The organism is Chitinophaga niastensis (genome assembly GCF_003014755.1).
GTDB classification, from domain to species: Bacteria; Bacteroidota; Bacteroidia; order Chitinophagales; family Chitinophagaceae; genus Chitinophaga; species Chitinophaga niastensis.
In genome coordinates, this window is the sequence record NZ_PYAW01000001.1 from 421,720 (window position 1) to 446,835 (window position 25,116).

At 42.6% G+C, this 25,116-nt stretch carries 27 protein-coding genes; 18 read left to right on the top strand and 9 right to left on the bottom strand.

Annotation, left to right across the window (positions count from 1 at the left end):
• Positions 1-34 precede the first annotated feature (34 nt).
• The 3 genes from gmk to CLV51_RS01770 all read right to left on the bottom strand — a co-directional run bounded on the left by gmk (position 35) and on the right by CLV51_RS01770 (position 2,731).
• Positions 35-622: a guanylate kinase gene (gene gmk, locus CLV51_RS01760; RefSeq protein ID WP_245898595.1), complete on the bottom strand. Its 588-nt coding sequence runs from the start codon at positions 620-622 to the stop codon at positions 35-37.
• Positions 623-707: 85 nt separating this feature from the next.
• A complete protein-coding gene (gene murA / locus CLV51_RS01765; RefSeq protein ID WP_106526295.1) occupies positions 708-2,021 on the bottom strand; it encodes a UDP-N-acetylglucosamine 1-carboxyvinyltransferase in 1,314 nt (437 codons plus the stop codon).
• The gene (locus tag CLV51_RS01770) at positions 2,018-2,731 is read right to left on the bottom strand and encodes a DUF4290 domain-containing protein (protein WP_106526296.1); all 714 of its coding nucleotides are present in this window, start codon (positions 2,729-2,731) and stop codon (positions 2,018-2,020) included. The genes murA and CLV51_RS01770 overlap by 4 nt, the downstream gene beginning before the upstream one ends.
• 142 nt (positions 2,732-2,873) lie before the next feature.
• On the opposite strand from CLV51_RS01770, the gene CLV51_RS29560 reads away from it, so the two are divergent.
• The 3 genes from CLV51_RS29560 to CLV51_RS01780 all read left to right on the top strand — a co-directional run bounded on the left by CLV51_RS29560 (position 2,874) and on the right by CLV51_RS01780 (position 4,126).
• On the top strand, positions 2,874-3,047 hold the full coding sequence (locus tag CLV51_RS29560; RefSeq protein ID WP_245898596.1) for an SDR family NAD(P)-dependent oxidoreductase: 174 nt from the start codon (positions 2,874-2,876) through the stop codon (positions 3,045-3,047).
• Between the two features lie 59 nt (positions 3,048-3,106).
• Positions 3,107-3,295, top strand: a complete 189-nt coding sequence (locus CLV51_RS29565) for an SDR family oxidoreductase (protein WP_245898659.1) — start codon at positions 3,107-3,109, stop codon at positions 3,293-3,295.
• Between the two features lie 123 nt (positions 3,296-3,418).
• On the top strand, positions 3,419-4,126 hold the full coding sequence (locus tag CLV51_RS01780; RefSeq protein WP_106526297.1) for an alpha/beta fold hydrolase: 708 nt from the start codon (positions 3,419-3,421) through the stop codon (positions 4,124-4,126).
• 8 nt (positions 4,127-4,134) lie between these two features.
• On the opposite strand, the gene CLV51_RS01785 is transcribed toward CLV51_RS01780, so the two are convergent.
• Together CLV51_RS01785 and CLV51_RS01790 are read right to left on the bottom strand one after the other, a co-directional pair.
• Positions 4,135-5,064: a tryptophan 2,3-dioxygenase family protein gene (locus tag CLV51_RS01785; RefSeq protein WP_106526298.1), complete on the bottom strand. Its 930-nt coding sequence runs from the start codon at positions 5,062-5,064 to the stop codon at positions 4,135-4,137.
• Positions 5,065-5,128: 64 nt separating this feature from the next.
• On the bottom strand, positions 5,129-5,596 hold the full coding sequence (locus CLV51_RS01790) for an Lrp/AsnC ligand binding domain-containing protein (RefSeq protein ID WP_079471223.1): 468 nt from the start codon (positions 5,594-5,596) through the stop codon (positions 5,129-5,131).
• A gap of 462 nt (positions 5,597-6,058) precedes the next feature.
• Between CLV51_RS01790 and CLV51_RS01795 the strand changes: the two genes are divergently transcribed.
• The 11 genes from CLV51_RS01795 (at position 6,059) to CLV51_RS01840 (ending at position 13,251) form a co-directional block, all read left to right on the top strand.
• A complete protein-coding gene (locus tag CLV51_RS01795) occupies positions 6,059-6,505 on the top strand; it encodes a DUF6934 family protein (protein WP_106526299.1) in 447 nt (148 codons plus the stop codon).
• A 9-nt stretch (positions 6,506-6,514) separates the two neighbouring features.
• A complete protein-coding gene (locus CLV51_RS29000) occupies positions 6,515-6,679 on the top strand; it encodes a hypothetical protein (protein ID WP_158266907.1) in 165 nt (54 codons plus the stop codon).
• Positions 6,680-6,740: 61 nt separating this feature from the next.
• A complete protein-coding gene (trmB, locus tag CLV51_RS01800) occupies positions 6,741-7,448 on the top strand; it encodes a tRNA (guanosine(46)-N7)-methyltransferase TrmB (RefSeq protein ID WP_106526300.1) in 708 nt (235 codons plus the stop codon).
• On the top strand, positions 7,420-7,626 hold the full coding sequence (locus CLV51_RS01805) for a DUF5522 domain-containing protein (protein WP_106526301.1): 207 nt from the start codon (positions 7,420-7,422) through the stop codon (positions 7,624-7,626). The genes trmB and CLV51_RS01805 overlap by 29 nt, the downstream gene beginning before the upstream one ends.
• Positions 7,550-7,972 (top strand): MGMT family protein, encoded by a 423-nt coding sequence (locus CLV51_RS01810; protein WP_106526302.1) that lies wholly within the window; start codon positions 7,550-7,552, stop codon positions 7,970-7,972. Before CLV51_RS01805 ends, CLV51_RS01810 begins: the two co-directional genes overlap by 77 nt.
• Positions 7,973-8,023: 51 nt before the next feature.
• Positions 8,024-8,467, top strand: a complete 444-nt coding sequence (locus CLV51_RS01815) for an IPExxxVDY family protein (RefSeq protein ID WP_106526303.1) — start codon at positions 8,024-8,026, stop codon at positions 8,465-8,467.
• 94 nt (positions 8,468-8,561) lie between these two features.
• Complete coding sequence (locus CLV51_RS01820) at positions 8,562-8,792, top strand: 4a-hydroxytetrahydrobiopterin dehydratase (RefSeq protein WP_106526304.1); 231 nt, start codon at positions 8,562-8,564, stop codon at positions 8,790-8,792.
• A gap of 19 nt (positions 8,793-8,811) precedes the next feature.
• A complete protein-coding gene (locus tag CLV51_RS01825) occupies positions 8,812-10,896 on the top strand; it encodes a histidine kinase (protein WP_158266908.1) in 2,085 nt (694 codons plus the stop codon).
• 36 nt (positions 10,897-10,932) lie between these two features.
• Complete coding sequence (locus CLV51_RS01830) at positions 10,933-11,685, top strand: LytR/AlgR family response regulator transcription factor (protein ID WP_106526306.1); 753 nt, start codon at positions 10,933-10,935, stop codon at positions 11,683-11,685.
• A 259-nt stretch (positions 11,686-11,944) separates the two neighbouring features.
• Positions 11,945-12,571, top strand: a complete 627-nt coding sequence (locus tag CLV51_RS01835; RefSeq protein ID WP_106526307.1) for a TetR/AcrR family transcriptional regulator — start codon at positions 11,945-11,947, stop codon at positions 12,569-12,571.
• A gap of 74 nt (positions 12,572-12,645) precedes the next feature.
• Positions 12,646-13,251 (top strand): outer membrane beta-barrel protein, encoded by a 606-nt coding sequence (locus CLV51_RS01840; RefSeq protein ID WP_106526308.1) that lies wholly within the window; start codon positions 12,646-12,648, stop codon positions 13,249-13,251.
• A gap of 194 nt (positions 13,252-13,445) precedes the next feature.
• Here CLV51_RS01840 and rho read toward each other — a convergent pair whose 3' ends face one another.
• Positions 13,446-15,155, bottom strand: coding sequence for a transcription termination factor Rho (rho, locus tag CLV51_RS01845; protein WP_106527552.1), 1,710 nt, complete (start codon positions 15,153-15,155; stop codon positions 13,446-13,448).
• Positions 15,156-15,621: 466 nt separating this feature from the next.
• On the opposite strand from rho, the gene asnS reads away from it, so the two are divergent.
• The 4 genes from asnS (at position 15,622) to chrA (ending at position 20,389) form a co-directional block, all read left to right on the top strand.
• Positions 15,622-17,061 (top strand): asparagine--tRNA ligase, encoded by a 1,440-nt coding sequence (gene asnS / locus CLV51_RS01850; RefSeq protein WP_106526309.1) that lies wholly within the window; start codon positions 15,622-15,624, stop codon positions 17,059-17,061.
• A gap of 265 nt (positions 17,062-17,326) precedes the next feature.
• Positions 17,327-17,848, top strand: coding sequence for an ExbD/TolR family protein (locus CLV51_RS01855; RefSeq protein ID WP_106526310.1), 522 nt, complete (start codon positions 17,327-17,329; stop codon positions 17,846-17,848).
• Positions 17,849-17,913: 65 nt separating this feature from the next.
• Entirely contained in the window at positions 17,914-18,870 is a 957-nt protein-coding gene (locus tag CLV51_RS01860; RefSeq protein WP_106526311.1) for an isopenicillin N synthase family dioxygenase, read from the top strand.
• Positions 18,871-19,228: 358 nt separating this feature from the next.
• Positions 19,229-20,389 carry a chromate efflux transporter gene (chrA, locus tag CLV51_RS01865; RefSeq protein ID WP_245898597.1) on the top strand — a complete coding sequence of 387 codons (1,161 nt, stop codon included), beginning with the start codon at positions 19,229-19,231 and terminating at the stop codon, positions 20,387-20,389.
• Here chrA and CLV51_RS01870 read toward each other — a convergent pair.
• From CLV51_RS01870 to ku, 3 genes are all read right to left on the bottom strand, one after another.
• Entirely contained in the window at positions 20,384-21,727 is a 1,344-nt protein-coding gene (locus CLV51_RS01870; RefSeq protein ID WP_106526313.1) for a sigma-54-dependent transcriptional regulator, read from the bottom strand. The genes chrA and CLV51_RS01870 overlap by 6 nt on opposite strands.
• 63 nt (positions 21,728-21,790) lie before the next feature.
• On the bottom strand, positions 21,791-24,328 hold the full coding sequence (ligD, locus tag CLV51_RS01875) for a DNA ligase D (protein ID WP_106526314.1): 2,538 nt from the start codon (positions 24,326-24,328) through the stop codon (positions 21,791-21,793).
• On the bottom strand, positions 24,325-25,104 hold the full coding sequence (gene ku / locus CLV51_RS01880; RefSeq protein ID WP_106526315.1) for a non-homologous end joining protein Ku: 780 nt from the start codon (positions 25,102-25,104) through the stop codon (positions 24,325-24,327). Before ku ends, ligD begins: the two co-directional genes overlap by 4 nt.
• Positions 25,105-25,116 lie beyond the last annotated feature (12 nt).

Genomic DNA, 25,116 nt, shown 5'->3' on the forward strand with positions numbered 1-25,116 from the left:
AAATAACGAATTAGGAAAACCAACAATCACGCAGCTATTTTATATTTAAAAAATCTGTTACCAGATTTTTTACTTCTTCATAAGCTCTCTCCAGTTCATCATTTACCACAATCTGATCAAACTCATGTGAAAAAGAAAGTTCGTAGCGTGCTTTGGCCAGGCGCTCATCCAAAGATTCCTGCGTTTCAGTACCACGCTCGCTAAGACGCACGCGCAGGGCTTCCAGTGATGGCGGCTGTATAAAAATAGTTAATGCTTTTTCATGGTATTTTTCTTTAATAGACAGCGCTCCTTTTACGTCTATGTCTACCATCGGGATCTGCTCATTATTCCAGATACGCTCCAACTCGCTCTTCAGGGTGCCATAATATTTACCGGCATACACCATTTCGTATTCGGCAAATGCATGTGCTTCTATCTTCTGATGAAATTCATCGGCAGACAGAAAGTAGTAATCCTTCCCGTTTACTTCATTGGCACGCGGAGTACGGGTGCTGGCAGAAATAGAAAAAGACAGCAAAGGCATATTTGCCAGTAATTTTTTAACGATGGTGGTTTTGCCGGCACCGGAAGGCGCCGTAATAATGATGATCTTCTTTTCCATTGTGATATTAAAAGTCAAAGTAGCTGATTACTTCAAATGCAAAACCCAAAAACCAGTAGAAATGTTCCTGGAATTTGGGTTTTGATGAGGTATGAACCAATATTTATATTCTCTTGATGTCTGCTCCCAGTTTTCTTAACCTTTCGTCTATATACTGGTAGCCACGGTCTATCTGGTCTATGTTTTGAATGGTGCTCTTCCCTTCTGCGCTGAGTGCAGCGATAAGCAGGGATACACCGGCGCGTATATCCGGTGACGACATGGTAATGCCACGCAAAGAATGCTGACGGCCCAAACCAATCACCACAGCGCGGTGCGGATCGCATAAAACGATCTGTGCACCCATGTCTATCAGTTTATCCACAAAAAATAAACGGCTCTCAAACATTTTCTGGTGAATCATCACACTGCCTTTAGCCTGTGTAGCTACTACCAGCACAATGCTCAGCAGGTCAGGTGTAAAGCCTGGCCAGGGATGATCGGAAATGGTAAGTATAGAACCGTCGAGGAATGTTTGTATTTCGTAAGAATCCTGGGAAGGAATGTAGATATCGTTGCCCCTGATCTCCAGCTGGATGCCCAACTGCCTGAATTTTTCAGGAATGATACCCAGGTTTTCGACACCGGCATTTTTAATGGTGATCTCGCTTTTTGTCATGGCTGCAAGGCCAATAAAAGAACCTATTTCGATCATATCCGGGAGCATGGTATGCTCACAGCCTCCCAGCTCTTTTACGCCTTCAATGACGAGCAGGTTGGAACCTACACCATTGATACGCGCGCCCATACGATTGAGCATTTTGCAAAGCTGCTGCAGATAAGGTTCGCAGGCAGCATTGTAAATGGTGGTGGTGCCCTCCGCCATTACTGCTGCCATCACAATGTTGGCAGTACCGGTAACGCTGGGTTCATCCAACAGCATATAAGTACCTTTCAATCCTCCGGGGGAGGCTTCCAGGCGGAAATAATTATCGTCTGCATCATATACAAATCTGGCACCCAGCTTTTCGAAACCGATGATGTGGGTATCCAGTCGGCGGCGACCAATTTTATCGCCTCCGGGTTTGGGGATAAAAGCCCTTCCAAACCTTGCCAGCAGGGGGCCGGCAGTCATAACAGATCCGCGGAGCTTACCTGATTTCTTTTTGAATTCAGGGCTTTCCAGGTATTTCAGATCTACATTATCTGCCTGAAACTCGCATGTATCGCGACTTACACGATTTATTTTTACACCTGCATCTCCTAACAGCTCAATCAGCAGATTTACATCTACTATATCCGGAATATTGTTGATGGTCACCTTTTCAGGGGTTAACATCACTGCACTGATGATTTGTAAAGCTTCGTTTTTGGCACCCTGGGGTACAATTTCCCCCTTTAGGCGGTTGCCACCTCTTACTTCAAAAGCACTACTCACTTGTTCCTGTTTTTGTTGTATTTGTTATTGTGCTTGTTACTATTGTTACTATCCCTGCTCTTGCCGCCACCGCCGCCGCTATTGCTTTTGAATTTATTATTCGGTTGGAATTTACGTTTTGGACGGAATTGCTCCCCTCCTACGTTACCGCTTGGGCCAAAACTAACCGGACTTGCAACATGAGAAGTATGTCCGGGATGATATTCCAGCTGGTTGTCGGTGATAGACAGCAACTCTGCTTTAATAGCATCGTCGTGTACACTTTCCTTATGCCAGTTGGTATAAGCCAGTTTCATGTAATTACCGATACATTGGGTAAATCCTTCTTTTTTTTCGGGATTATCCTCATGCACGGCTTTGTCTATGATCATTTCCAGGTTTTTACCAAAATGGCGGTTCCTGGGATATTTTTTAGGATATGGCAGTCTGTCTGGTTTGGCTCTTAACTTTTCTATGGTAGGAATAGGATAAGGAGATTCCACCTTCAGGGCAAAACCGGAGATATTGAAAATATGATCCCATAATTTATGCCTGAAATCTTCCACATTACGTAAATGCGGATTCAGTGTACCCATAAGCTCTATTACAGCCATTGCATTACGCTGACGCTCCTCGTCGTCTTCTATGGTTACCAGGAATTCCACCATTTTCTGGATATTCCTGCCATATTCCTTCATTATCAGGTAATTACGCGTGGTATTGTATTCCATTACTAGTATTTAAAAAACATGATTTGATGATGGGACATCTTAAGTGAAGAAAATTAATCGGCAACATCTATGCAAACATAATAAAAAAATACGAGGAACATTTCACCGGCGTGTATTGTTTATAAGAGCAAAAAGGATTGTTATGGCACTATTGAAAAACAAGGTAGCGCTGGTTACCGGTGCTGGTTCGGGCATTGGTAAATGTGTGGCGGAACTGTATGCAAAAAACGGCGCCAGTGTAGTCATCAGCGATATCGATGAGAAAGGCGGAAATGCAGTAGCAACTGGCTTAACAGCAGTGGCGGCCAAACAATAACTGCTGCGATAGAATATGCTGCAAAAGGTATCCGGATAAATGCTGTAGGTCCGGGATTTATAGAAACTCCCTTATTAACCAAACATCTGAGCCAGCAGGAGATGCAGGCATTAGTAGGCTTGCATCCTATAGGCAGGTTAGGCAAGCCGGAAGAGGTAGCAGAGCTGGTACTATGGCTCAGTTCTCCGCAATCCTCTTTCGTAACCGGTAGCTATTATCCAATTGATGGCGCTTACCTGGCCAGATAGTTTGGTTATTTTCCCGCAAAGGCGCAAAGTTGCAAAGGCTGCAAAGGATTTTTTATGATTTAATATCCTTTGCAACTTTGCGCCTTTGCGGGAAAATAAAAAAATGTTTCCTAGTTTTAATCAATGCAAACTAACCAACTCCCCATACTTTTTTTACACGGCGCCTTAGGGGCAACTACCCAGTTTCAGCCACTGGCAGATCATTTGGCCCCTCATTATGATGTGCACCTCCTTAATTTCAGTGGTCACGGAGATACTCCTTTTTCTGAACAAGGCTTCAGTATCCAGGTGTTTGCAGCAGAAGTATTGTCATACATGGAAAGCAAACAACTGGAATATGTGCATATTTTTGGTTACAGCATGGGCGGTTATGTGGCCATGTACCTGGCCAGGCATTATCCTGAAAAGATAGGACGGGTAATTACACTGGCTACCAAATACAACTGGAATGAGGCCACTGCCGGCAAAGAGGTGAAACAATTAAACCCGGTACTGATCGAAGAAAAGGTGCCATCCTTCGCACAGGTGCTACAGGAGCGGCATGCAGCGAACGACTGGAAAACGGTGGTATTACGTACCGCACAACTGATAGAAGAGCTGGGACATCAATCGCTGCTAAAGCAGGCCGATTATGCACAGATTGCCTCTCCCTGCATGCTGATGATAGGCGACAGGGATAACATGGTATCCTTCCAGGAAACGATAGAAGTTTATAAAACCTTGCCGCTGGCGCAGCTGACGATTATGCCAGATACGGCACACCCACTGGAAAAAGCGGATGTACCGTTACTGGCGTACTATATAAGAAGATTTACAACGCAGAACATATAGCAGCAGTGCTATTCACCCATCGCCATTTTACCCCAGTTTTCAATTTCTTCTTCTGTCCACAGCTCGGGAAAAAATACGATGCGCTTATTTTTTGGAGGCAGGTATTGTTGCCAGTTGGTACCACCAGTAGCAGCAATATCTTCCGGTCTTTTATGCAGGTATCTGACAGCCGACTTATAATGCATCAGCGGCCAGCGCACATTAATGTTGAGGTCATATTCCTTTAACAGTGGCAATACTTCCTGCTGTTCTGCTGCTGTGAGCTGCTTATACCGGTGTTGCATGTTGCAATCCTCATAGCGGGTAGCCAGTTGCAGGAAAGAGTTCATGTATTTCAGCTCAAACTGACGCAGGGTAAGGGTTTTCTTACCTGTTGCCAATTCTGTTGCACCAGTGCGCCAATAGATGTTATTGAGCTTTTCTTTCAGCTCAAGATTTTCAACTGCCGGGCGCTGAGGCTCGTACACCAGGTTCAGCAGGCTGGTGGAGCAAATCTCAATCATACGGAATTGTCCGCTCTGGAAGCCGCTGGCAGGCAACAGCGCCATGCGGAATTGCAGGAACTGTTCCTTATCCATCCCATCTACCATTATTTCAAATGAGTTGATGAGATTGCGGAAATAATTATTGATTCTTTTCAGCTGTGTTTTAAAAATTTCAGCCGACAGTACGGGTGCATGGCAGATCTGTTCGATTGCCTGCAGTGATAATTTAAAATACAATTCCGTGATCTGGTGATAGATGATGAAAATGTTTTCATCCGGAATCGGCGTGCGCGGATGTTGCAGATTAAGCAATACATCCAGTTGAATATAATCCCAGTAAGTGAGGTAGTCCGCGTACAGAAGGCCATCCAGGTAGGATGACAGGTTCTGCCCCATGGCGGCATACTTTTCCTCCAGCCGTTCTATTTTTTCGGCAATTTCAGTTGTAACCATGATGAAAATTAATAATTAAGAATGAAATAGCAACAGGGTAAACGGTTTCACTCTTAATAATTAATTATTCCACCACGTTAATAGTGCGATAAAAGCTTTCTTCGAGCGAAATGAGGGTTTCGGTCCTTTCAATGCCTTTGATCTTCTGCAGTTCATCGTGGAGAATACGGCGTAGCTGGGTGATATCTTTACAGATAATCTCCGCAAACATGCTGTAGCTGCCTGTAGTGTAATTAAGGCGTACCATTTCCGGTATCTTTCTTAATTCCTTGGCAACAGTGTCATACATCGAACTTTTTTCAAGATAGATGCCAATAAAAGCGATTACGTCATAACCGATCATTTTTAAGTCTACATGTAATTTTGTACCTTTAACTACACCCAGTTCTTGCAATTTCTTCATTCTTACGTGGATGGTCCCGCCGGAAACGAATAATTTCTTCCCCAGATCGGCGTAAGAGATCTCTGCATTTGACATCATTTCACTGATAATCTGCAAATCGAGTTTGTCAATATTCAAATTGTGGCTCATTTTTACAATTTGTTTTTGAATGTTTTAAAGTTATATGCAAATATTTAAAAAATATCGAAAATTCCAAAATTCTTCTTAAAAAATTTGCAAAAAATTACCCTTCTACTTAGATTTGCATCATAATCATTACAAAAACGGCTCACGAAAAGCAATAGCTGGTAATGTTTTACACACACATTGTGGGATGATGAAACTGGCAGACATGCCCTCTTGTCTCGAGGGTGGGGGTCACAGGATAAACGTAGTATAATTGGGTTGACCACTAATCTTACTTGTGCTATGGCTAACTGCCCCGTGGAGGTTCGACTCCTCCTCCTACAGCTTAATTGGTTTAAAGAGCTCATAAGTCACTGACTTATGGGCTTTTTTTGTTTCTCCCTCACTATTTACGCCGCATTTATATTCTATTAACAATTTTCCTGTTTCCTGCGACTAATTTTGGAAGAATTCATTGTTTGTAAAATGAAATACAGCACCTACGAATTACTTCAGGCGTCTGCTGATCTAAGCATATTCGATTTTATCAGTATTGGCCCCAAAGGACCAATTCATAAACGAATAGCGTTTCAAGAAACTATAATACCTGAAATATACAATCTTTCTTTTGGCGACATTAACAAGATCGGCGAATATGATGATTTCAGTGTAAGCGACAATGGTGACAGAGATGTGATATTGGCTACTGTAGCGAATATTGTAGAGATATATCTTATGAAATATCCAAACCGGTGGATATCATTTGAAGGAAGTACAAGAGAGAGAACAAGGTTATACAGAATGGCTATAGGAATCAATCTTAAAGAACTATCAGTTAAATTTGATATCTATACTCAGGTTGGTGGAAGGCTAGTTCCATTTTTGAAAAATATGCCCGTAGATAACTTCGTTGTTACATCAAAAAAACCTTAATTTTATTGTATGAATAAAAAGCCTATTAAATATTACAGTGCTCTATTTGGTAAGGAAGTGATTGTCACCATTAATGATTCCCTTGCTAAACCTGAAGGCAAAGTGTTAGCACCCAATAAATTAGCTGCTGCCAACAAAAGGCTCAGCAAACTGAAAGAGCTCCCAAAACAGTAAACAAAAATTCCTCTCCCCATAATCTGCCTATATTTTCTTCTTTCGGCTTATTTTTGCCGGAATGGGACAAAAAAAATTACAACGCTTTGCAGAAATAGAAACCTTCCCCAATGTATTGATATATCCGGAAGGGATGCAGGGCAAATGGCATGAATTCTTCAAAAACAACCACCCTGTTACATTAGAACTGGCCTGTGGCAAAGGAGATTATACACTGGGCATGGCCCGGATGTTTACAGATCAAAACTTTATCGGCGTAGATCTTAAAGGCAACCGCATCTGGAGAGGAGCCAAAACGGCTATGGAAGAGCCTTTGACCAACGTAGGCTTTCTGCGTACACAAATTGATAAACTCAATAATTACTTTGCACCAGGAGAAATCAAGGACATCTGGATCACTTTTCCGGACCCTTTCCTGCGCAATTCCAAGTCAAAGAAAAGGTTAACGCACCCTAAATTCCTGCAGCTGTTTCAGCCACTGCTGGCGCCGGGAGCGACTATTAACCTGAAAACAGACTCCCCGCAATTGTATGCTTTTACGCAGGAAGTTATCAGAGCAGCTGGTTGCACCCTGATACAGGATATTCCTGATGTATATGCATTACCGGAGGTACCACCACTACTGAAGATCCAGACCTTTTATGAAGGTATGCACCTGGCAGACGGGAGAATTATCCGTTATCTGAAATTTCAACTGCCCGCCACGCCACTGGACTGGCAAAGCATTAAACTGCCTTCCGATGAAGCAACCGTTGGTGGAGAAGATTGATTTTTACTATAACGCCGAAGGCTATATGGTATTTACTGAAAAATTCCACCTGGACCGGGGCTATTGTTGTGGCAACGGCTGTAAACACTGTCCTTTTGAATATGAAAAAGTACCTGAACCCAAAAGATCAGCCCTCCTTACCCAGCGCAGGGACGAAGGAAAAGAAACCCGACACTGAGAAGGTTTCTTTTTTTGATACGGTATATAAAATAGTGCGCAAAATACCCCGTGGACGTGTCACCTCTTATGGTGCAATAGCAGATGCTTCCGGCTTGCGGCTTACCGGGCGCATGGTTGGCTGGGCCATGAATGCGGCTGGCAGCGCAAAGCCAGCTGTACCCGCCCACCGTGTAGTAAACAGCAAAGGGGAGCTCAGTGGCAGCAGTCACTTTGCTACCCCCACCCTGATGCAGGAATTACTGGAGCAGGAAGGAGTTATTGTAAAAGAAGATAAAATACAAAACTTTAAAGCTGTATTTTGGGACCCGGGACAAACCCGAAAGGACAGTAAAAAGAAAGCATAACTTTTATTTTTCAATACCCGGGATTCATCGGGCACAGCGCTACTTTTCCATATGACAATACTCAAGCTAAAGCTGGACCAGGACCAATTAGTGGAGGATTTCTTTGAAAGCACCCACCTGATCGGTATCGCCTCTTCTGCGCGCGACTATCAGCTGTGCTGGCACATCAACCGCCACCTGCATACCAATTTCAGGGTGAATAACACCCTGGAAATAACGCTTACCAAGAAAACAAGGTCCTTCCATTTCCCTGTGCTTGAGTTTCACGAGCCCACCAATTCAGTAGCACATTATTTCTATAATAATCATTGCCAGGCAGAATTCCTGCTACCAGAGCTAAAACAAATACATTTTTTGTGGATGATCAAGGGAGATTACTATCAGCCTGATGACGTAAAAAAATTATTGGAAGAATTACGTCGCGTTCCGCTTGTACAATTAGTATCTTTACTGGATATCAGAGAGGTCAGGAATAAGATGAACCTCATCTTTTAGGATAGGAAATACACAAGAGCAGCCCCATGGCATAATAATTTGACCAGATCCTCGTGGTGAACCCAAAAGTTTCACTTTAAAATTCCTGTTATTTATGTGGGAAGAAAAGAACAAACAGCTTTATCGTGCCTTTGAGTTTAAAAACTTTCGTGATGCATTTGCATTTATGACCAAAGTTGCACTGCTAGCTGAAAAAATGGATCATCATCCTTACTGGACGAATGTTTACAATAAAGTAGAGATATACCTTAGCACCCATGATGCCGGAAATGTGATCACCGCCAAAGATGAGGCATTGGCCACCGCTATTGACAAATTGCTATAAATCAAATTTAATACACTCTGTGAAGCGCATTTTTCTAATGCTGCTGTTGTATTGTTACACTGCAGAATCCTTTGCCATCACCGATCGCGCCCCAGTAGACACACTGATTGCAGATCACACGTTTGCTCCTGTAAACATGGATCTGCGTCCTTATATCAATACACTGGCAGATAATAACGGCTCCCTGACTATACAACAGGTGACACAATCGTCATTTACCCATGAGGAGCAGCTATTTCACGATTATCCCAAAAACAACGGCCGGGTAAATAACTGCTGGCTGCGGCTACGGGTAAAAAATGAAAGTGATAAAGCACTTTCCTGTCTCCTGTTTGCCGGCTGGCATGACTATATGTACTGGTATGTACAGCCCCCCGGCGATACCTGTCAGCAACTCATACAAACCGGTTTAATGCTGGACAATGGCGGGGTAGAAAGATGGAACCATTACGCGTTCAATGTATCCGTTCCTGCCGGGCAAAGCCGTACTTTTTATCTTCATATCATCAATAAATCCTACAATGAAAGTGCACTGATGCCGGCGCTTTTCAGCGCACCAGCCTTTGCACAGTTTCGTGATAAACAGCTGGATGTATACCGTAAAGAAGCGGCTGTTATCCAGGTGTTGCTGGGCATGTTACTGGTTTTCTTCAGCATCTCTATCATTAATTATATACAATTACCTGACAGGTCTTATATCTACTTTGCAGCCTATATTCTGGGGCTTATCCTGTTTTTTGCGTTACGCCTGGAAAGTAAACCATACCAGTTATCTTTCTTCCACCAGTGGCCAATGTTTAAATACTACTGGGATATTCCGGGATTGCTGTTTTGTTTTTACCCGATGTACCTGTTATTCGGCAATACTTTCCTGAACCTGAAAGAGCGCTATCCGTTTATGGAACAGGTATTTACATGGGTAGCGGCCATTGTGGGCGGATTGATCATTGTATGTATGTATTGTATTGCACAGGAGCAATACCACTTACCTACTATTATTTACAGCTATGTATATTTTGGAACACTGCTACCTTTGCTGGCTGTGTTTCTGGCGCTGGCAAGGCGTTCCAGGCATCACCCGCTGGTACGTTTTTTCCTGTACGGGTCCGTATGTTTATACCTGGCTTGTCTTGGCTCCTTTTTAATGCATGTGCGTCCGCTGGGATTGCTCAGTGCTTTGGGAGAGCTGGCCGCCCCTTCTTTACTGCTGATTGGCGGCGTGTTATTACAGGCTATGTTTTTCCTGGCTGGTTTAAGTTATCGCAATAAGCTGGTGCATCACGAAAGAACCAGAACACAGGAACTCCTGATCAAACAATTGAATAAAAACAAAGAGCTGCAACACAAGCTTAATGAGCAGTTGGAAGAACTGGTGAAAGAACAGACGACAGAAATACTGCGTAAAAAACAGGAACTGGAAGAACAGCGAAAAAAACAACTGGAAACAGAATATGATAAGAAGCTCACGGAGATTGAGCTCAAGGCTATCCGCGCACAGATAAATCCACATTTTATTTTTAACTGTCTGAATTCTATTCAGCTGTTTGTGATGCAACGTGACTATGAATATGCACAGAAATATTTGTCAGATTTTTCTTACCTGATCCGCAAAACATTAGATTTTTCCCGTCGTAATTTTATATCACTGGCAGATGAAATTACTTATCTGACTACCTACCTGGGACTGGAAAAGATGCGTTTTGAAAACAGGATGGAATACCAGATCATAGTAGATCCGGCGATAGCTACCGCCGAACTGGAGATACCTGCTATGTTGCTGCAGCCCTATGTGGAAAATGCGGTGAAACATGGAATGACCAACCCCAAACAACCTACCGGCGTGCTTTCCATTCACTTTAACCTGGTAGCATCAGATATGCTGGAATGTGTAATAGCAGATAATGGAATTGGTATTGCACGGTCCAAATCATTGCGCATGTTACCTAATCATCACCAGTCGTCTGGGATGGAAATAAGCCAGAACCGTGCGGAGCTGTTGAATAAAATGTACAATACAGAAATCCATATAGAAATCATTGACAGGTCGGCCGAGGATGAAGCGGATAGCGGCACGATCGTAAAAATACTGATCCCTCAGTTATAATAGTATATCCGTCAACGTTAGTAAGCAGTTATTCTTATGATAAAGGCAGTTATAATAGATGATGAGAGAAACAGCCGGGATATTATTGCGTTAATGCTGGAAAAATATTGCCCGCAGATCACTATTGCCGACATGGCCTCAGATTGTGAAGATGGCATTAACAAAATTAAAAAACACCGGCCGGAATTGGTATTCCTGGATCTGGAGATGCCGGACGGAACCGGGTTTGACGTACTTATGGGTACGCTGCCGGACATTCCTTTTGAGGCTGTTTTTGTAACTGCTTTTGAAAAGAAATTTCTGCATGTGATCCGTTTCAGTGATGTGGAACTAATACTAAAACCTATAGATAAACAAAGTTTGCTGCAAGCTGTATCCCTTATTACGGAACGAATAGCAGCCGGCAACAATAAAGAAAGGTACCAGGTATTGCTGGAAAATTTCAACAACAGCAAACACGTATCCTGGAAGTTATTGATTCCGGACACTAACGGAGAGGCACACACGATCAACATCCTTGCTATAGATTACCTGGAAGCACAAACAGAAAATTGCTTCTTCCGTTTAAGCTCCGGCGTACTCATTTCTGCTGCGCGACCGTTCCGCTACTATGCTGATCTCTTTACTTCCCTTCGTTTCTACCAGATCAATAATTCACAAATGGTTCAGTTGTCCAACATCAGTCATGTGAATGCAGCTACCAGTAAAGTAGTGCTCAAAAGCGGGATAGTGCTGGATATTACCGAAAGAAGACAACGGGACCTGATTACTAAAATGACGCATAGATAATAGTAGCTACTACGTGTAATAATCCCCGTTATTACACATTTTCAATTTTTTGAGCTTCCTCTTTTCGATTTATTCAATGCAGAGCACCTGTTTTTTTACGGGACGCGTTTTCCTGCCTGTTTTTTTCTTTTTTGATTTAATGCGCGGAGAATACGTAACAATTATTTAACAAAAAAATTTGCTTGAATTACTTTTGATTGTACTTTTGACCCGTGAAACAAAATAGTCAGACAGTCAAATTTTGTTTCCAACCACACCTATGGCAGAACAGGATCAGAAACGTACAATGATACTGGAAGCGGCTTTGAAGCGCTTTAAGCGGTTCGGCTTGTCTAAAACTACCATGGAGGAGATTGCCAGGGATCTGGAAATTTCCAAAGGCTCTTTGTATTATTATTTTTCAGATAAGGAATCCATATATGTAGCAGTAGTGGAGCAAATGATAGCAGATTGTTTCTTTGATATGTCTGCATATGTAGAAGAAGCACCGTCTGTAACCGCTATCATGGACCGTTACCTGGAGCTGAAAGAAAAAATGCTCCTGGAATATCACTTTCTGTTTGGTATAAACGAATGGATTAAGGATGTACCATCCACCCTGATGCGGCAAACAATTGAACTGCTGCAACAAGTAGAAATTTCTTTCCTTTCTGCTACCATCACCAAAGGAGTAAACAACGGTGAACTCAATGAGGACACGGATGCAGAGCATACTGCACAACTCCTGGTAAATGTATTATTCGGTTTATGGGTAATATGGTGTAAGTGGCAGGCATCGTGTTTTGATCCGCACGACAAAAAAGTGCTCCGGTGCTTTATGGATCGCGAAAAACAAGTACTCACCATTTTTTTTAATGGGCTAAGATATCGACCAGCATTCAACTAAGAATGGCTAAGATCTATGTAGAAGAATCAATGACACACAGGAATAGTTTTAATGAATATTTAAATTAACGAAAGATGAAAAAGTTGATTGTATTGGCCGCAGTAGCACTGTTCGGCACACAAGTAGCAAAGGCTCAGTTTTCAAAAGGCGATGTAATTTTAGGTGGTAACGTGAATGTTTCTACTAAATCAGACAAAGTTAAAGGCGCAGACAGCAAAACAACCACCACTAATTTCGGTATCAGCCCTAAAGTTGGTGTAGCACTGAATCCTAACTGGGTAATTGGTGTATTTGCAAAAACAGCATTCGGTTTTGATAAAGACTTAGCTGGCACAAAAACCAAAACATATGATATCACTCCGGGTGTTTTTGTTCGTAACTATCATATGATTGGTCAAAGCAAATTTGCATTCTTTGCTGAAGCAAATGCTGGTTACCGTTTTGGTCAGAAAAAAGTTGCAGATACTAAAACTGATACTTACAATGGTTTCTCTGTAAATGTATTACCAGGTATTACTTACTTCGTTACCAAACATTTCATGGTAGAAGGTGCATTTGGTGGTTTGAGCTATGCTTACGACCAACATAAAGCTGAAGCAACAGGTGTTAAAACCAACACTAGTAGCTTTGATTTTAACTTCCCTAAAGAATTCTCTCTGGGTGTTAACTGGATATTCTAAGCATCAGATGATGTTTTATGTAAGATAGTTATAAGGTTATATGGATTGGATAAATCCCGTTCCGGCGCTGCCAGAACGGGATTTTTGCTTTCACCCGGTTCAGCAGCAGCGGAAAAAAATTGCTGGTAAATCTCTGCATAAAAAAATCCCGCCCGGAATAACCGGAGCGGGATTCTTTTAATTATCTCTACTGATTAGCTATTCATAGAAATCAGGAATTCTTCATTGCTCTTAGTACCACGCATATGCTGCAGCATGAAGTGCATAGACTCATCTGTATTCATATCTCCCAGGTGATTACGCAGGATATGGATACGTTTCAGGGAATCTTTATCCAGCAACAGATCATCACGGCGGGTAGAAGATGCGGAAACATCGATAGCCGGGAAGATACGTTTGTTAGCCAGTTTACGATCCAGCAACAGTTCCATGTTACCGGTACCTTTAAACTCTTCGAAGATTACCTCATCCATTTTGGAACCGGTATCAATCAATGCAGTAGCCAGGATAGTGAGTGAACCACCATGTTCAATTTTGCGTGCAGCACCAAAGAATTGTTTAGGTTTCTGCATAGCGTTGGCTTCCACACCACCACTCAATACTTTACCGGATGCAGGTGCCACGGTATTGTGTGCTCTGGCCAAACGTGTAATGGAATCCAGCAGGATCACTACATCGTGTCCGCACTCTACCAGGCGTTTTGCTTTTTGCAATGCGATGGCAGATACTTTCACGTGTTTTTCAGCAGGTTCATCGAAAGTAGAAGCAATAACTTCTGCTTTCACACTACGTTCCATATCTGTTACCTCTTCCGGACGTTCATCTATCAGTACTACCATCAGATAAATTTCAGGATGGTTGGTAGCGATAGCATTGGCCACTTCTTTCAGCAACATGGTTTTACCTACCTTGGGTTGCGCAACAATGAGTCCACGCTGACCTTTACCGATAGGCGTAAACATATCCATGATACGCGTAGAGTAGTTATTGGAAGTAGTTGTTAATCTTAATTTTTCGAAAGGAAACAATGGTGTCAGGTAATCGAAAGGTACACGGTCGCGTACTTCTTCCGGAGACTTGTTATTGATTGTTTCTACTTTCAGTAAAGCAAAGTATTTCTCTCCTTCTTTAGGTGGGCGCACCGCACCTTTCACGGTATCACCGGTTTTAAGACCGAAAAGTTTTATCTGCGAAGGAGATACATAAATATCATCCGGAGAACTGAGGTAGTTGTAATCGGAAGAGCGCAGGAAACCATAGCCATCAGGCATCATTTCCAGTACACCTTCACTTACAATAACGCCATCAAATTCTATATTGAAGGTAGGTTCTTTCTTTGCAGGGTAGCGGCTTTTCTGCGCAACAGGCGCAATCGCTATTTCACCCGGAACTACAAAATCATCGTCATCCTCTTCATCCTCCTCTTCAGCAGCCGGAATGGCTACTACTTCGTCTTCCTCCGCTTCTTCATCTTCTGTAAATGAAGGAATGATGATATCATCATCATCATCAAAAGTGAGTGATGGAATGCTATCCAGATCTATTTCAAAGTCTTTTATTTTCGGTTTGGAAGAAGTTGCCGGCGTTTCATCCGCATCATGATCTTTCGATTTTGTTCCGGTAACTTTCTTTGTTGCTTTTTTTGCGGCTGGTTTTTCGTCAGCGTGAGCAGGTTCTTCAGCAGCGTGATTAGCTTCGTCTTTCTTTACAGGTTTGCGTTTACGTGCTTTTTTATCGTCTCCGTTGGCTTGGTTATCTTCTGAGGCTAATACAGCTTGTTTATCAAGAATTTTGTAGATAAGGTCCTGTTTGTTCAGTTTTTTAGCGTTGGGAACTTCCAGTTTCTCTGCAATATCAAGCAGCTCAGGAACGAGCATGTCGTTCAATTGTAAGATGTCGTACATCATCTGTGTTGTCAAATTTTAGAAGTGTTGTGAGGCGGGTACCACTGCATACCAACATACACCAATTACAAATAATTGTTTTTGAGTCAATAAATTTAATTAGCTTATTAAATTTGATAGGGAATGATTGAGTTTAGGAACTGCTGATGAAGAGAAAAATGAACTTAATCAGGCAGAATATAACGCAAGATTAAAACAAGTTTTACTATTAACCAAAAATATTTAACCATTATATGCCCCTAAGTGCCTGATAGTGCCGTCATTGAAGCCCCCTCTATCCGGCTGCAAAAGAGCAGCAGCGGGACGCTTAAAACCTTATCCCTTCTTGTTTCCGGATTATTCCATGCCTATTTTTAACATTTCGTTTGCAAACAATGCAGGTGTATATCTTTCCAAAAAGCTATAAACAGCCGCTATATACTATGAAGTTTTACGCTTATTTTTGCAGTCCTAAAATATAGATTTTATGAGCCAAAGGGTGAAAGTCAAGCAAATCTTGTCGGACGACAAGGCGCATTACGAAGTAACAGTTAAAGGTTGGGTGCGTTCATTCCGCAACAATCAGTTTATAGCTTTGAACGATGGCTCCACTAATAATAATTTACAGATAGTTATTAATACCGAAAATACGGATGCTGCGCTGTTGAAGCGTATTACCACCGGAGCTGCCATCAGCGCCACCGGAGAGATTATTCCATCTCTGGGTAAAGGTCAGAAAGTAGAACTGAAAGCGGTAACCCTGGAAATACTGGGAGACTGTGATCCTGAGAAATATCCGCTGCAGCTGAAAAACAAGCCCAGCCTGGAATACCTCCGTGAGATAGCACATCTGCGTTTCCGCACCAATACTTTTGGTGCCATCTTCCGGGTACGTCATGCCCTGGCATTTGCAGTACACCGCTTTTTCAATGAACGCGGTTTTGTATACCTGCATACACCTATCATTACTGCATCTGATGCAGAAGGTGCCGGTGAAATGTTCCGCGTAACCACGCTGGACATGAAAAACCCGCCCCGTAATGAAGCCGGAGAAATTGATTATAAAGAAGATTTCTTTGGTAAATCCACCAACCTCACTGTATCCGGGCAGCTGGAAGGAGAACTGGGCGCTATGGCCTTTGGTGATATATACACTTTCGGACCAACTTTCCGTGCGGAAAATTCCAATACAGCCCGCCACCTGGCTGAGTTCTGGATGATTGAGCCAGAAATGGCTTTTTATCAGCTGGAAGATAACATGGATCTGGCAGAAGCTTTCATCAAATCCGTTATCGGATATGTACTGGAAAACAACCGCGAAGATCTGGACTTCCTGGCTACCCGCCTTGTGGAAGAAGATAAACAGAAACCGCAGCTGGAGCGCAGTGAAATGGGTCTGATAGAAAAACTGGAATTTGTATTGCACAATGAATTTGTGCGTATCACTTATACAGAAGCAATAGATATTCTGAAAAACAGTAAACATAACAAAAACAAGAAGTTCCAATACCTGATTGAAGATTGGGGTGCTGACCTGCAAAGTGAACACGAACGTTATCTTGTAGAAAAACACTTTAAGAAGCCGGTTATCTTAACTGACTATCCTAAAGAAATCAAATCTTTCTACATGAAACTCAACGATGACGGCAAAACCGTAAGGGCAATGGATATCCTGTTCCCGGGCATCGGTGAAATGGTAGGTGGCTCTCAACGTGAAGAGAACTACGACAAACTGGTTAAACGTATGGAAGAAATGCACGTTCCTGTAGAAGAACTGAGCTGGTACCTGGATACCCGCCGCTATGGAACTGCTCCACACGCCGGCTTTGGTCTTGGCTTTGAGCGTTTGATGCTGTTTGTAACAGGCATGACTAATATCCGCGATGTAATTGCGTTCCCCAGAACACCGAAGAGCGCAGAGTTCTAAGGGGGGATTGTCTTTCACAGGATTAGGCTGATTATACTGATTACCCTGATTTTATTTTTTTGATTATAAAAAGATTAGCGAAGATTGAAGCGGACATAAACGCTTTGATCTTCGCTAATCTTTTTATAATCAAAAAAATAAAATCAGGGTAATCAGTATAATCAGCCTAATCCTGTGAAAGACAGTTTTATGGAATCCCTTCTCTTCTACATCTTACTATCTGAAAGCGCTTTCAACCATTTTCGTTTATACTAAACCGTTATTTATGGCTGAAATAAATACCGCCTCCCAGAGCAGCGGACAAGGCGCCCGTAGTACTAAAAAATCTACACGTGTAGATATGACACCTATGGTGGATCTTGGCTTTTTACTGATCACCTTTTTTATGTTGACCACCACCATGACCTGGCCCAAGACAATGGATCTCTTTATGCCAAAAGATGAAGGAGATTCCATGTCATTACCCGCTAAGAAAGCGCTGACGGTAATACTGGGTCCTAACAATCGTATTGCCTGGTACGAGGGTATTGGTAACAACCCGGCTATACCGCCACAGATCAACTATACCAGCTTTGCCAATCAAAAAGGCATACGCGATATCATCATCAGTAAAAAAGAAGCAGTATACCACGCATTCAACAAAAACGATCTTATGATTTTAATTAAGGCAGATAAAAAAGCTAATTATAAGAATGTAGTGGATATTATGGATGAGATGCTGATCAATAAGGTAGACCGGTATGCAATAGTGGATATCACAAAGGAAGAAGAAACATATTTCAGATAGCTTTTAGCTGACTACCAAAAGCTATTTTTCCCTACCTTTATCGCTCCAAAACAATAATTTTAGATATGGCAACAACCCACTCAATCCCCTCAGTGGATCTGGCAGACTTCACCTCTGGAGATGCCGGACGCAAAGCAGCCTTTGTACAGCAATTGGGCAAAGCTTATGAAGAAGTTGGTTTCGTAGCAGTAAAGAATCATGGGATTCCTGATGAGCTGATTGCAGACCTCTACAAGTATGTACAACAATTCTTTAAGCTTCCTTTTGACACCAAGCATAAATATGAAATTCCGGAACTGGCCGGACAGCGCGGTTATACCTCATTTGGTAAAGAACACGCTAAAGGTTATGAAGCACCGGATCTGAAAGAATTTTTTCAATTCGGACAAACGGTAGAAGACAATGATCCTATCAGCTCCGAATATCCGGCCAATGTGCAGGTAGACGAAGTACCGGTATTTACACCTACCTTCTTCCAGGCCTACCGTGGTTTTGAAAAGTCCGGTAAGTACCTCCTGCAGGCTATTGCCCTGTTTTTGGGTTTAGACGAAAACTACTTTGATAACAAAATACATAACGGTAATTCCATCCTGAGAGCTATTCACTACCCTCCTATTACACAGGAGCCTAAATCGGCTATCAGAGCGGAACAGCACGAAGACATCAACCTGATCACATTACTGGTAGGTGCTTCTGCTGATGGTTTACAGATCCTGGATAAACAAGATAACTGGGTTCCTGTAACGTCATTGCCGGAACAAATTGTGGTAAACGTGGGTGATATGCTGCAACGGTTAACCAACAACCGCCTGAAATCTACTACCCATCGTGTAGTAAATCCTCCACGTGAAATGTGGAATACTTCCCGCTACTCCATTCCTTTTTTCCTGCATCCTAAATCAGTGATGAAACTTGATTGCCTGGACAGCTGTGTTACAGCAGAGAATCCACTGGCTTATGAGCCAATAACTGCAGGCGAATACCTGGATGAGCGCTTACGCGAAATAGGATTAAAAAAATAAAGCTATTAATAAGAAGTCCCGGTAAACTATAATGTTTCCGGGACTTTACATTTATCCTGCACGTAAGGCAAGTTTATTTCTTTAATGGTTTCCACATATGGTTACTCTTTACATCCGAACACTCTTTCATGCCGGTGGGTTTTACTAATAGCAACAAGCTAATCACAACGGACAAAAGGCCATATTCGTTATAACTGTCACCGATATTACAAGTATTGTGCCTTTATTCCGGTCGTAATTACCAATATTAGTAACAGGGTTGTATTTTGTCCTATTATTTGATTACCTTATAAACTCGTCCAAGCGGAATTCACTTAAATAAACTGTGTTTCTACGTCATCTTCCCTTTTTAAAAGCTGTGCTATTACATAGCATCACTGCCTACGGTGGTCCGCAAGGCCATCTTGCTATGATGATGAAAACATTTGTGCAGCAACGCAAGGATGTAACGGAGCAGGAATTGATGGAATACAATGCATTCTGCCAACTACTACCAGGTGCCTCTTCATCCCAAACCCTTACCCTTATTGGTTATAAACGAGGCGGCGTAATGCTGGCCATTGTAACGCTCCTTATCTGGATCACACCCGCCTGTTTAATGATGGGCTCTCTCAGCTTTTTGCTGCAATATTTTGGGAAAACTGCTTTACAAACAGATATCTTCAAATATGTACAGCCAATGGCGGTAGGATTTCTCGCTTATGGCGGTATTAAAGCTTTCCGTATCAGCATTAACAATGTGGCCACTTTCGTGATTATGGTGGTGTCTATGTTTACTGCTTTTTACCTCAAATCACCATGGACCTTCCCTGCCCTGATCATATTAGGTGGTATTGTATCCAACTTTAGTAATAAACGTATTCCCGGTGTTGCAGAAAAGCCAAGAAAGATACAATGGGGGAATATCTGGTTGTTTGTATCGCTGTTTATACTGGCAGGAATTTTTTCTGAGCTGGCGCGTTCACATCAATGGATTACCAGGAGACCCTTTAACCTTTTTGAAAACTTTTATCGTTTCGGCAGCCTGGTATTTGGCGGCGGTGATATATTAATCGCAATGATGCTGGAGCAGTATGTAACACGTGCGAAAACGCAGTTCCTGTCTGCCCAAGAATTGCTGACAGGTGCTGGTATTATGCGGGCTCTCCCCGGTCCTACGTTTTCTATTTCCGCTTATGTAGGTGGTATGGCTATGCGCAACCTGGGAATGGGTTATCAGTTCCTGGGCTGTATACTTGCCCCGGTGGCCATTTTCCTGCCTAGCCTGTTATTGGTTTTATTTTTCTTTCCTATCTGGAATAACCTGAAGAAATATGTGGTTATTTACCGTGCATTGGAAGGGATTAATGCGGTAGTAGTGGGCATCATGTGGGCAGCCACCTTTATTCTCTTCTCTGTAATTCCTATCAACTGGTATAACCTGTTGATCATGGCCAGTACGCTGGCATTGCTCTATTTTACAAAATTGCCTTCTCCTTTTATCGTACTGGCTTGCCTGTTATTAGGCTGGTTGTTATAAAGCGGTGATATTATATTCTTTTATTTTATTGTAAAGTGTGGTCAACCCGATATCCATCAGCTCTGCTGCTTTGGTTTTGTTGCCTTTGGCGTGTGCCAGTATCCGGATGATATGTTTTCTTTCCATATCTGCCAGGCGCATGGTAGTATGCTCGTCCGCATGGCCCTGTTGGAAATCGAAAGGCAGCGTAGGTATATCCAGTATATCCGTGTCCGTTATAATAACAGCACGTTCTATTACATTGCGCAGCTCACGTATATTACCCTTCCAGCTATGCTGCTGTAAAGCCTGCAGAAAGGCAGGTGTCATGCCGGTGATGCGCTTATTCATTTTAGGTGCCACCTGTTGCAGGAACCAGGCCGCCAGTACCGGAATATCTTTGCGGCGCTCATTTAAAGAAGGCAGGGAAATCTGGAAAGCAGACAAACGGTAAAACAGGTCTGCCCGGAAATGACCTGCGGCAATTTCCTGTTCCAGGTTGCGGTTGGTGGCCGCAATAATGCGTACATCTGTTTTAGTAGGTTTTGATTCTCCTACTTTGTAAAACTCCTGTGTTTCCAGTACCCGCAGCATCTTGGCTTGCAGCTCTATGGCCATTTCCCCGATTTCATCGAGGAAGATAGTGCCGCCGCGGGCTTCTTCAAAAAATCCCTTTTTATCTTTTACAGCGCCGGTAAAAGCGCCGGTTACATGACCAAACAATTCACTTTCCAATATTTCTTTTCCGAATGCGCTGCAATTCACTGCCACAAAGGGTTGTTGCCGGCGACTACTACCCTGGTGAATTGCATGGGCAAATACTTCCTTGCCCGAACCGGTTTCTCCCAGCAATAGCACTGTTATATCTGCCGGTGCTACCTTTTCCGCCAATGCAACGGCAGCCTTTATTTCGGCGGAATCACCCAATATGTTCTCAAAATTATATTTGCCGCTGATCTTTTTTTCCAGCTCACGGATACGGAATTGCAGGATCGCTTTATCCATGGCCTTACTCACCAGTGGTAAGATGCGGTTGTTGTCATCTCCTTTGGTGATATAATCAAATGCACCGTTCTTAATGGCCTGTACGCCATCGGCGATGTTACCGTAAGCCGTAAGCACAATCACTTCAATTTCGGGATGCCTGGCGCGTATATGCTGCACGAGTTCCACTCCGTTCCCATCCGGGAGTTTCACATCTGAAAGAATCACACGGATTTCTTCCTTTTCCAGGACCTTCATAGCTGCACGCACATTGGGCGCTTCATGCATAGTATATCCTTCGAGGGCCAGCAGGCGGCTTAAAAGCTTCCGTAACTGGTCCTCATCATCAATGATTAAAATGTGGCCTTTAGACATAACCCTGCAAAGATAATAGTTCCTATGCCTCCTTTTGCAGTAGTTGTTTTTTTGTGGAGATAATTACTTTGCCGCGTTGTTTTCTATTTCCCGGATTACTTTACGCAAATCATTCTTTGCACTCAGCACATCCTGCCATAAGTCGCCCACTTCGTTTATCCGTTCCAGTGAATTGAAAATATGAAAGTCCCCGATACTGAGCTTTTCATTTACTTCCTTCCATAATAGCGGCATAGACACCGTAACTCCTGGCCTGGGCCTTACTGAATAAGGCGATGCAACGGTTTGCCCCCGGCTGTTCTGTAAAAAATCAATGTATACTTTTTTGTTCCTCGCTGCTTTTGCCCTGATCACGCTGGTGGTTTCAGGCAACTCCAGGTTTACCTGGTGTGCAATATATGCTGCAAATAAACGGCTGGTATCATAACTGTACTGCGCTCCTGTGGGGATATAAATATGCAAGCCTGTCGCGCCGGAAGTCTTACAATAACTGTTGATCTTAAAACTATCCAGCAGGGCCTTAATATGCTGTGCTGTTTCTACCACATACTTAAAGTCGATGTTTTCAGGGTCAAGGTCCAACACAATAAAATCGGGGGCATCGAGGCTCCGGAGCCTCGACAGCCAAGGGTTGATCTCTATACAACCCAAGTTGATCATATATGCCAGGGTAGCTTCGTTATTACATACCAGGTAGTCCACGTCCTTCCCGGCAGATCCGGAGTGTAATGGTACACTTTTAATCCAGGCAGGTGTTTGTTCCCGGTTCAAATCTTTCTGATAAAAAGCAGGACTGTTGATGCCATTAGGAAAGCGGTGTAAGGATAAGGGCCGGTCTTTTAAATGAGGCAATAAATATTTTGCGATGGAGAGATAATAATCGATCAACTGACCTTTGGATATTTTCTCCTCCGGCCAGTAAATTTTAGACTGGTTAGTCAATGTTACTTTTTTGCTGTTCAATGTAAGTGTGCGTTCTTTTTCAATAGTAGTTGTCATGGTTACATTTTTTGCAGTTTCAGGATGTACATCCCTTGCTGGTTTATCTTCCCGGAGACCCAGGAATATGGGCTGCCGCAGATATCCGTCGCCTGTCCATTCCGAAAATTTCACTTCGCATACCAGCACAGGTTTTACCCAGGTGACCGGCATATTGGTTTTAACCTTTTCCTCAAAGGGAGTCACTTTTGTTTTGAGTTCCTGCAGACGCTCATATAAATCGCCGATGGTAGCTTCATTAAAGCCGCCACCACAATGCCCGATATATTTCAGTTTTTTATCTTCATACATCCCTAATACCAATGCCCCTATTTTCTTCCTGCTGCCGCGGGGGGCCGTATAACCGCATATCAGCGCTTCCTGTTCGTTAACAATTTTTATTTTCAGCCAGGACATACCGCGTTGTCCTTCTTCATATATGCTATCGCTTTTCTTGGCAATAATTCCTTCCCATTCCTGTTGCTGTGCTTTCTTAAAAAAAGCTTTCCCGTTTTTAAGCACGTGCGTAGAATACTGCACCGTTTTATCACCCAGCTGATCCACTACATCTTTTAACAGGCTCTTACGCTCCAATAGGGTCAGCTGCTGCAATTCATTACCATTAAGATGCAACAGATCAAACACTGCGTATATCAGCTTTCCTTCACCTGTTGTTTTATAATTTTGAAGCGATTGAAAATCAGATTTACCATTTTTATTAAGTACAATAATTTCTCCATCCAGTACCACATTGTGCGAAATTTTCTCCACAGCAGCCACTACCGGTGGATAATCTTTATTAAAAGATTTTTCATTCCTGGAATACAGCAACACTTTATTTTTTTCCACACTGGCAATAGCACGATAGCCATCCCATTTGGTTTCAAACAACCAGTCGGCACCATCAAATGGCTCAGTAATAAGTGTTGTCAGCATGGGTTTGTACACCTTCTTAATCTTCTCCACCCGGGCTATGGCAGGCGCTTTACGGGCAGTAGATTCCTTCACTACTGTGGGAATACGGATGACTGATTTTTTTTTTGCTACCAACCTGGCAGTGGCTTTTTCTTTTATTCCCTGTGCTTTTATTCTTTCCGGCGTATAGTCTTCACTGTTATATTCATCTACTGCATATTTATCTTTGTGTTTTATCAACAGCCATGCATTTTTTTTTGCCCCTTTCATCTTCACTAATGCAAATTCACCTTTCAATTTCTTTCCCTTCATGACAATCTTCAGGTCACCTGATTTTATTTCTTTCAGCGCATCTTTATCAAAGCTGCTACCATCGTGATTTAGCAGTTCATACGTGCCTTTATCCCATATGTACACAGTGCCGGCGCCATAATTACCCGCTGGAATTTTGCCTTCAAAATCTTTGTAATCATAAGGATGATCTTCTACTTCCATGGCCAGTCTTTTATCAGTCGGATTCATGGAAGGGCCTTTAGGTACTGCCCAGCTTTTGAGCACACCAGCTACCTCCAGGCGGAAATCATAATGCAAACGGGAAGCATGATGACGCTGTACTACAAATATATGTTTACCCTTTGCCGCTTTGCCGGCAGTGGGTTCCGTGGTATCAGTAAAATTCCTCTTCTGTTTATACTTTGATAAACTCATGATGCGCGTTTTTTATCTGGTTTGGCTAAACTTGCTTTCAGCTGATCAAACAGGTTATCACTTTGTGTGTGAACTACGCGCATTTTTTTCACCACTGTTTTCTTACCACTGGCTTTGGCTTTCACTATTTTTAACAGTTCTGCTTTATATTCATCTTTATACTGGCTGATATCAAATTTTGCGGAGTATTGTTTCACCAATGCCATCGCCATATCCAGCTCTTTCTTCTCCAGTTTTACATGAGTGGGTAGTGTTAATTCTTTGGGTGAGCGGATTTCTTCTTCAAAACGTAATTGCTGCAGTAGCAGATAATTTTCCCGCGGTCTTATAACAGACAAGTGTTCCTGTGAACGCAATACAAAACGGCTAAGTCCGGCTTTACCGGTCTTTTCAAGGGTTTGCAGCAACAAGGCATATGCTTTTTCACCACCTTTGGCAGGTTCAAGGAAGTACGGTGATTCGAAATAGATATCATCGATTTCTGTTTCTTCCACAAAAGATTCTATTTCTATCATCTTATTTTTCTTGGGACTGGCGGCTTCAAAGTCTTCTTCTTCCAGCACAACATATTCATCTTTATACAGATAGCCTTTTACAATCTGCTCCCATGGCACTTCTTTACCGGTATTTTCATTTACGCGCAGATACTTTATATGTGCCATATTTTTACTATCCAGCATATCCAGATCCAGGTGGCTATCCTGTGTGGCGCTGTATAATTTCACTGGTATATTTACCAGTCCAAAGCCTATTGATCCTGACCATATTGCTCTCATGGTATGATAGTT

What these genes read in the sequence shown, in the direction of transcription:
- CLV51_RS01835 (WP_106526307.1), top strand. Translation starts at nt 11,945, where the DNA reads ATGGCAGAACAGGATCAGAAACGTACAATGATACTGGAAGCGGCTTTG.
- ligD (WP_106526314.1), bottom strand. Translation starts at nt 24,328, where the DNA reads ATGAGTTTATCAAAGTATAAACAGAAGAGGAATTTTACTGATACCACG.
- CLV51_RS01785 (WP_106526298.1), bottom strand. Translation starts at nt 5,064, where the DNA reads ATGGTTACAACTGAAATTGCCGAAAAAATAGAACGGCTGGAGGAAAAG.
- CLV51_RS01860 (WP_106526311.1), top strand. Translation starts at nt 17,914, where the DNA reads ATGGCAACAACCCACTCAATCCCCTCAGTGGATCTGGCAGACTTCACC.
- CLV51_RS01795 (WP_106526299.1), top strand. Translation starts at nt 6,059, where the DNA reads ATGAAATACAGCACCTACGAATTACTTCAGGCGTCTGCTGATCTAAGC.
- ku (WP_106526315.1), bottom strand. Translation starts at nt 25,104, where the DNA reads ATGAGAGCAATATGGTCAGGATCAATAGGCTTTGGACTGGTAAATATA.
- CLV51_RS01810 (WP_106526302.1), top strand. Translation starts at nt 7,550, where the DNA reads ATGAAAAAGTACCTGAACCCAAAAGATCAGCCCTCCTTACCCAGCGCA.
- trmB (WP_106526300.1), top strand. Translation starts at nt 6,741, where the DNA reads ATGGGACAAAAAAAATTACAACGCTTTGCAGAAATAGAAACCTTCCCC.
- CLV51_RS01820 (WP_106526304.1), top strand. Translation starts at nt 8,562, where the DNA reads ATGTGGGAAGAAAAGAACAAACAGCTTTATCGTGCCTTTGAGTTTAAA.
- rho (WP_106527552.1), bottom strand. Translation starts at nt 15,155, where the DNA reads ATGTACGACATCTTACAATTGAACGACATGCTCGTTCCTGAGCTGCTT.
- CLV51_RS01855 (WP_106526310.1), top strand. Translation starts at nt 17,327, where the DNA reads ATGGCTGAAATAAATACCGCCTCCCAGAGCAGCGGACAAGGCGCCCGT.
- CLV51_RS01780 (WP_106526297.1), top strand. Translation starts at nt 3,419, where the DNA reads ATGCAAACTAACCAACTCCCCATACTTTTTTTACACGGCGCCTTAGGG.
- CLV51_RS29000 (WP_158266907.1), top strand. Translation starts at nt 6,515, where the DNA reads ATGAATAAAAAGCCTATTAAATATTACAGTGCTCTATTTGGTAAGGAA.
- CLV51_RS01815 (WP_106526303.1), top strand. Translation starts at nt 8,024, where the DNA reads ATGACAATACTCAAGCTAAAGCTGGACCAGGACCAATTAGTGGAGGAT.
- asnS (WP_106526309.1), top strand. Translation starts at nt 15,622, where the DNA reads ATGAGCCAAAGGGTGAAAGTCAAGCAAATCTTGTCGGACGACAAGGCG.
- CLV51_RS01805 (WP_106526301.1), top strand. Translation starts at nt 7,420, where the DNA reads ATGAAGCAACCGTTGGTGGAGAAGATTGATTTTTACTATAACGCCGAA.
- CLV51_RS01830 (WP_106526306.1), top strand. Translation starts at nt 10,933, where the DNA reads ATGATAAAGGCAGTTATAATAGATGATGAGAGAAACAGCCGGGATATT.
- CLV51_RS29560 (WP_245898596.1), top strand. Translation starts at nt 2,874, where the DNA reads ATGGCACTATTGAAAAACAAGGTAGCGCTGGTTACCGGTGCTGGTTCG.
- CLV51_RS01790 (WP_079471223.1), bottom strand. Translation starts at nt 5,596, where the DNA reads ATGAGCCACAATTTGAATATTGACAAACTCGATTTGCAGATTATCAGT.
- CLV51_RS01770 (WP_106526296.1), bottom strand. Translation starts at nt 2,731, where the DNA reads ATGGAATACAATACCACGCGTAATTACCTGATAATGAAGGAATATGGC.
- CLV51_RS01840 (WP_106526308.1), top strand. Translation starts at nt 12,646, where the DNA reads ATGAAAAAGTTGATTGTATTGGCCGCAGTAGCACTGTTCGGCACACAA.
- CLV51_RS01870 (WP_106526313.1), bottom strand. Translation starts at nt 21,727, where the DNA reads ATGTCTAAAGGCCACATTTTAATCATTGATGATGAGGACCAGTTACGG.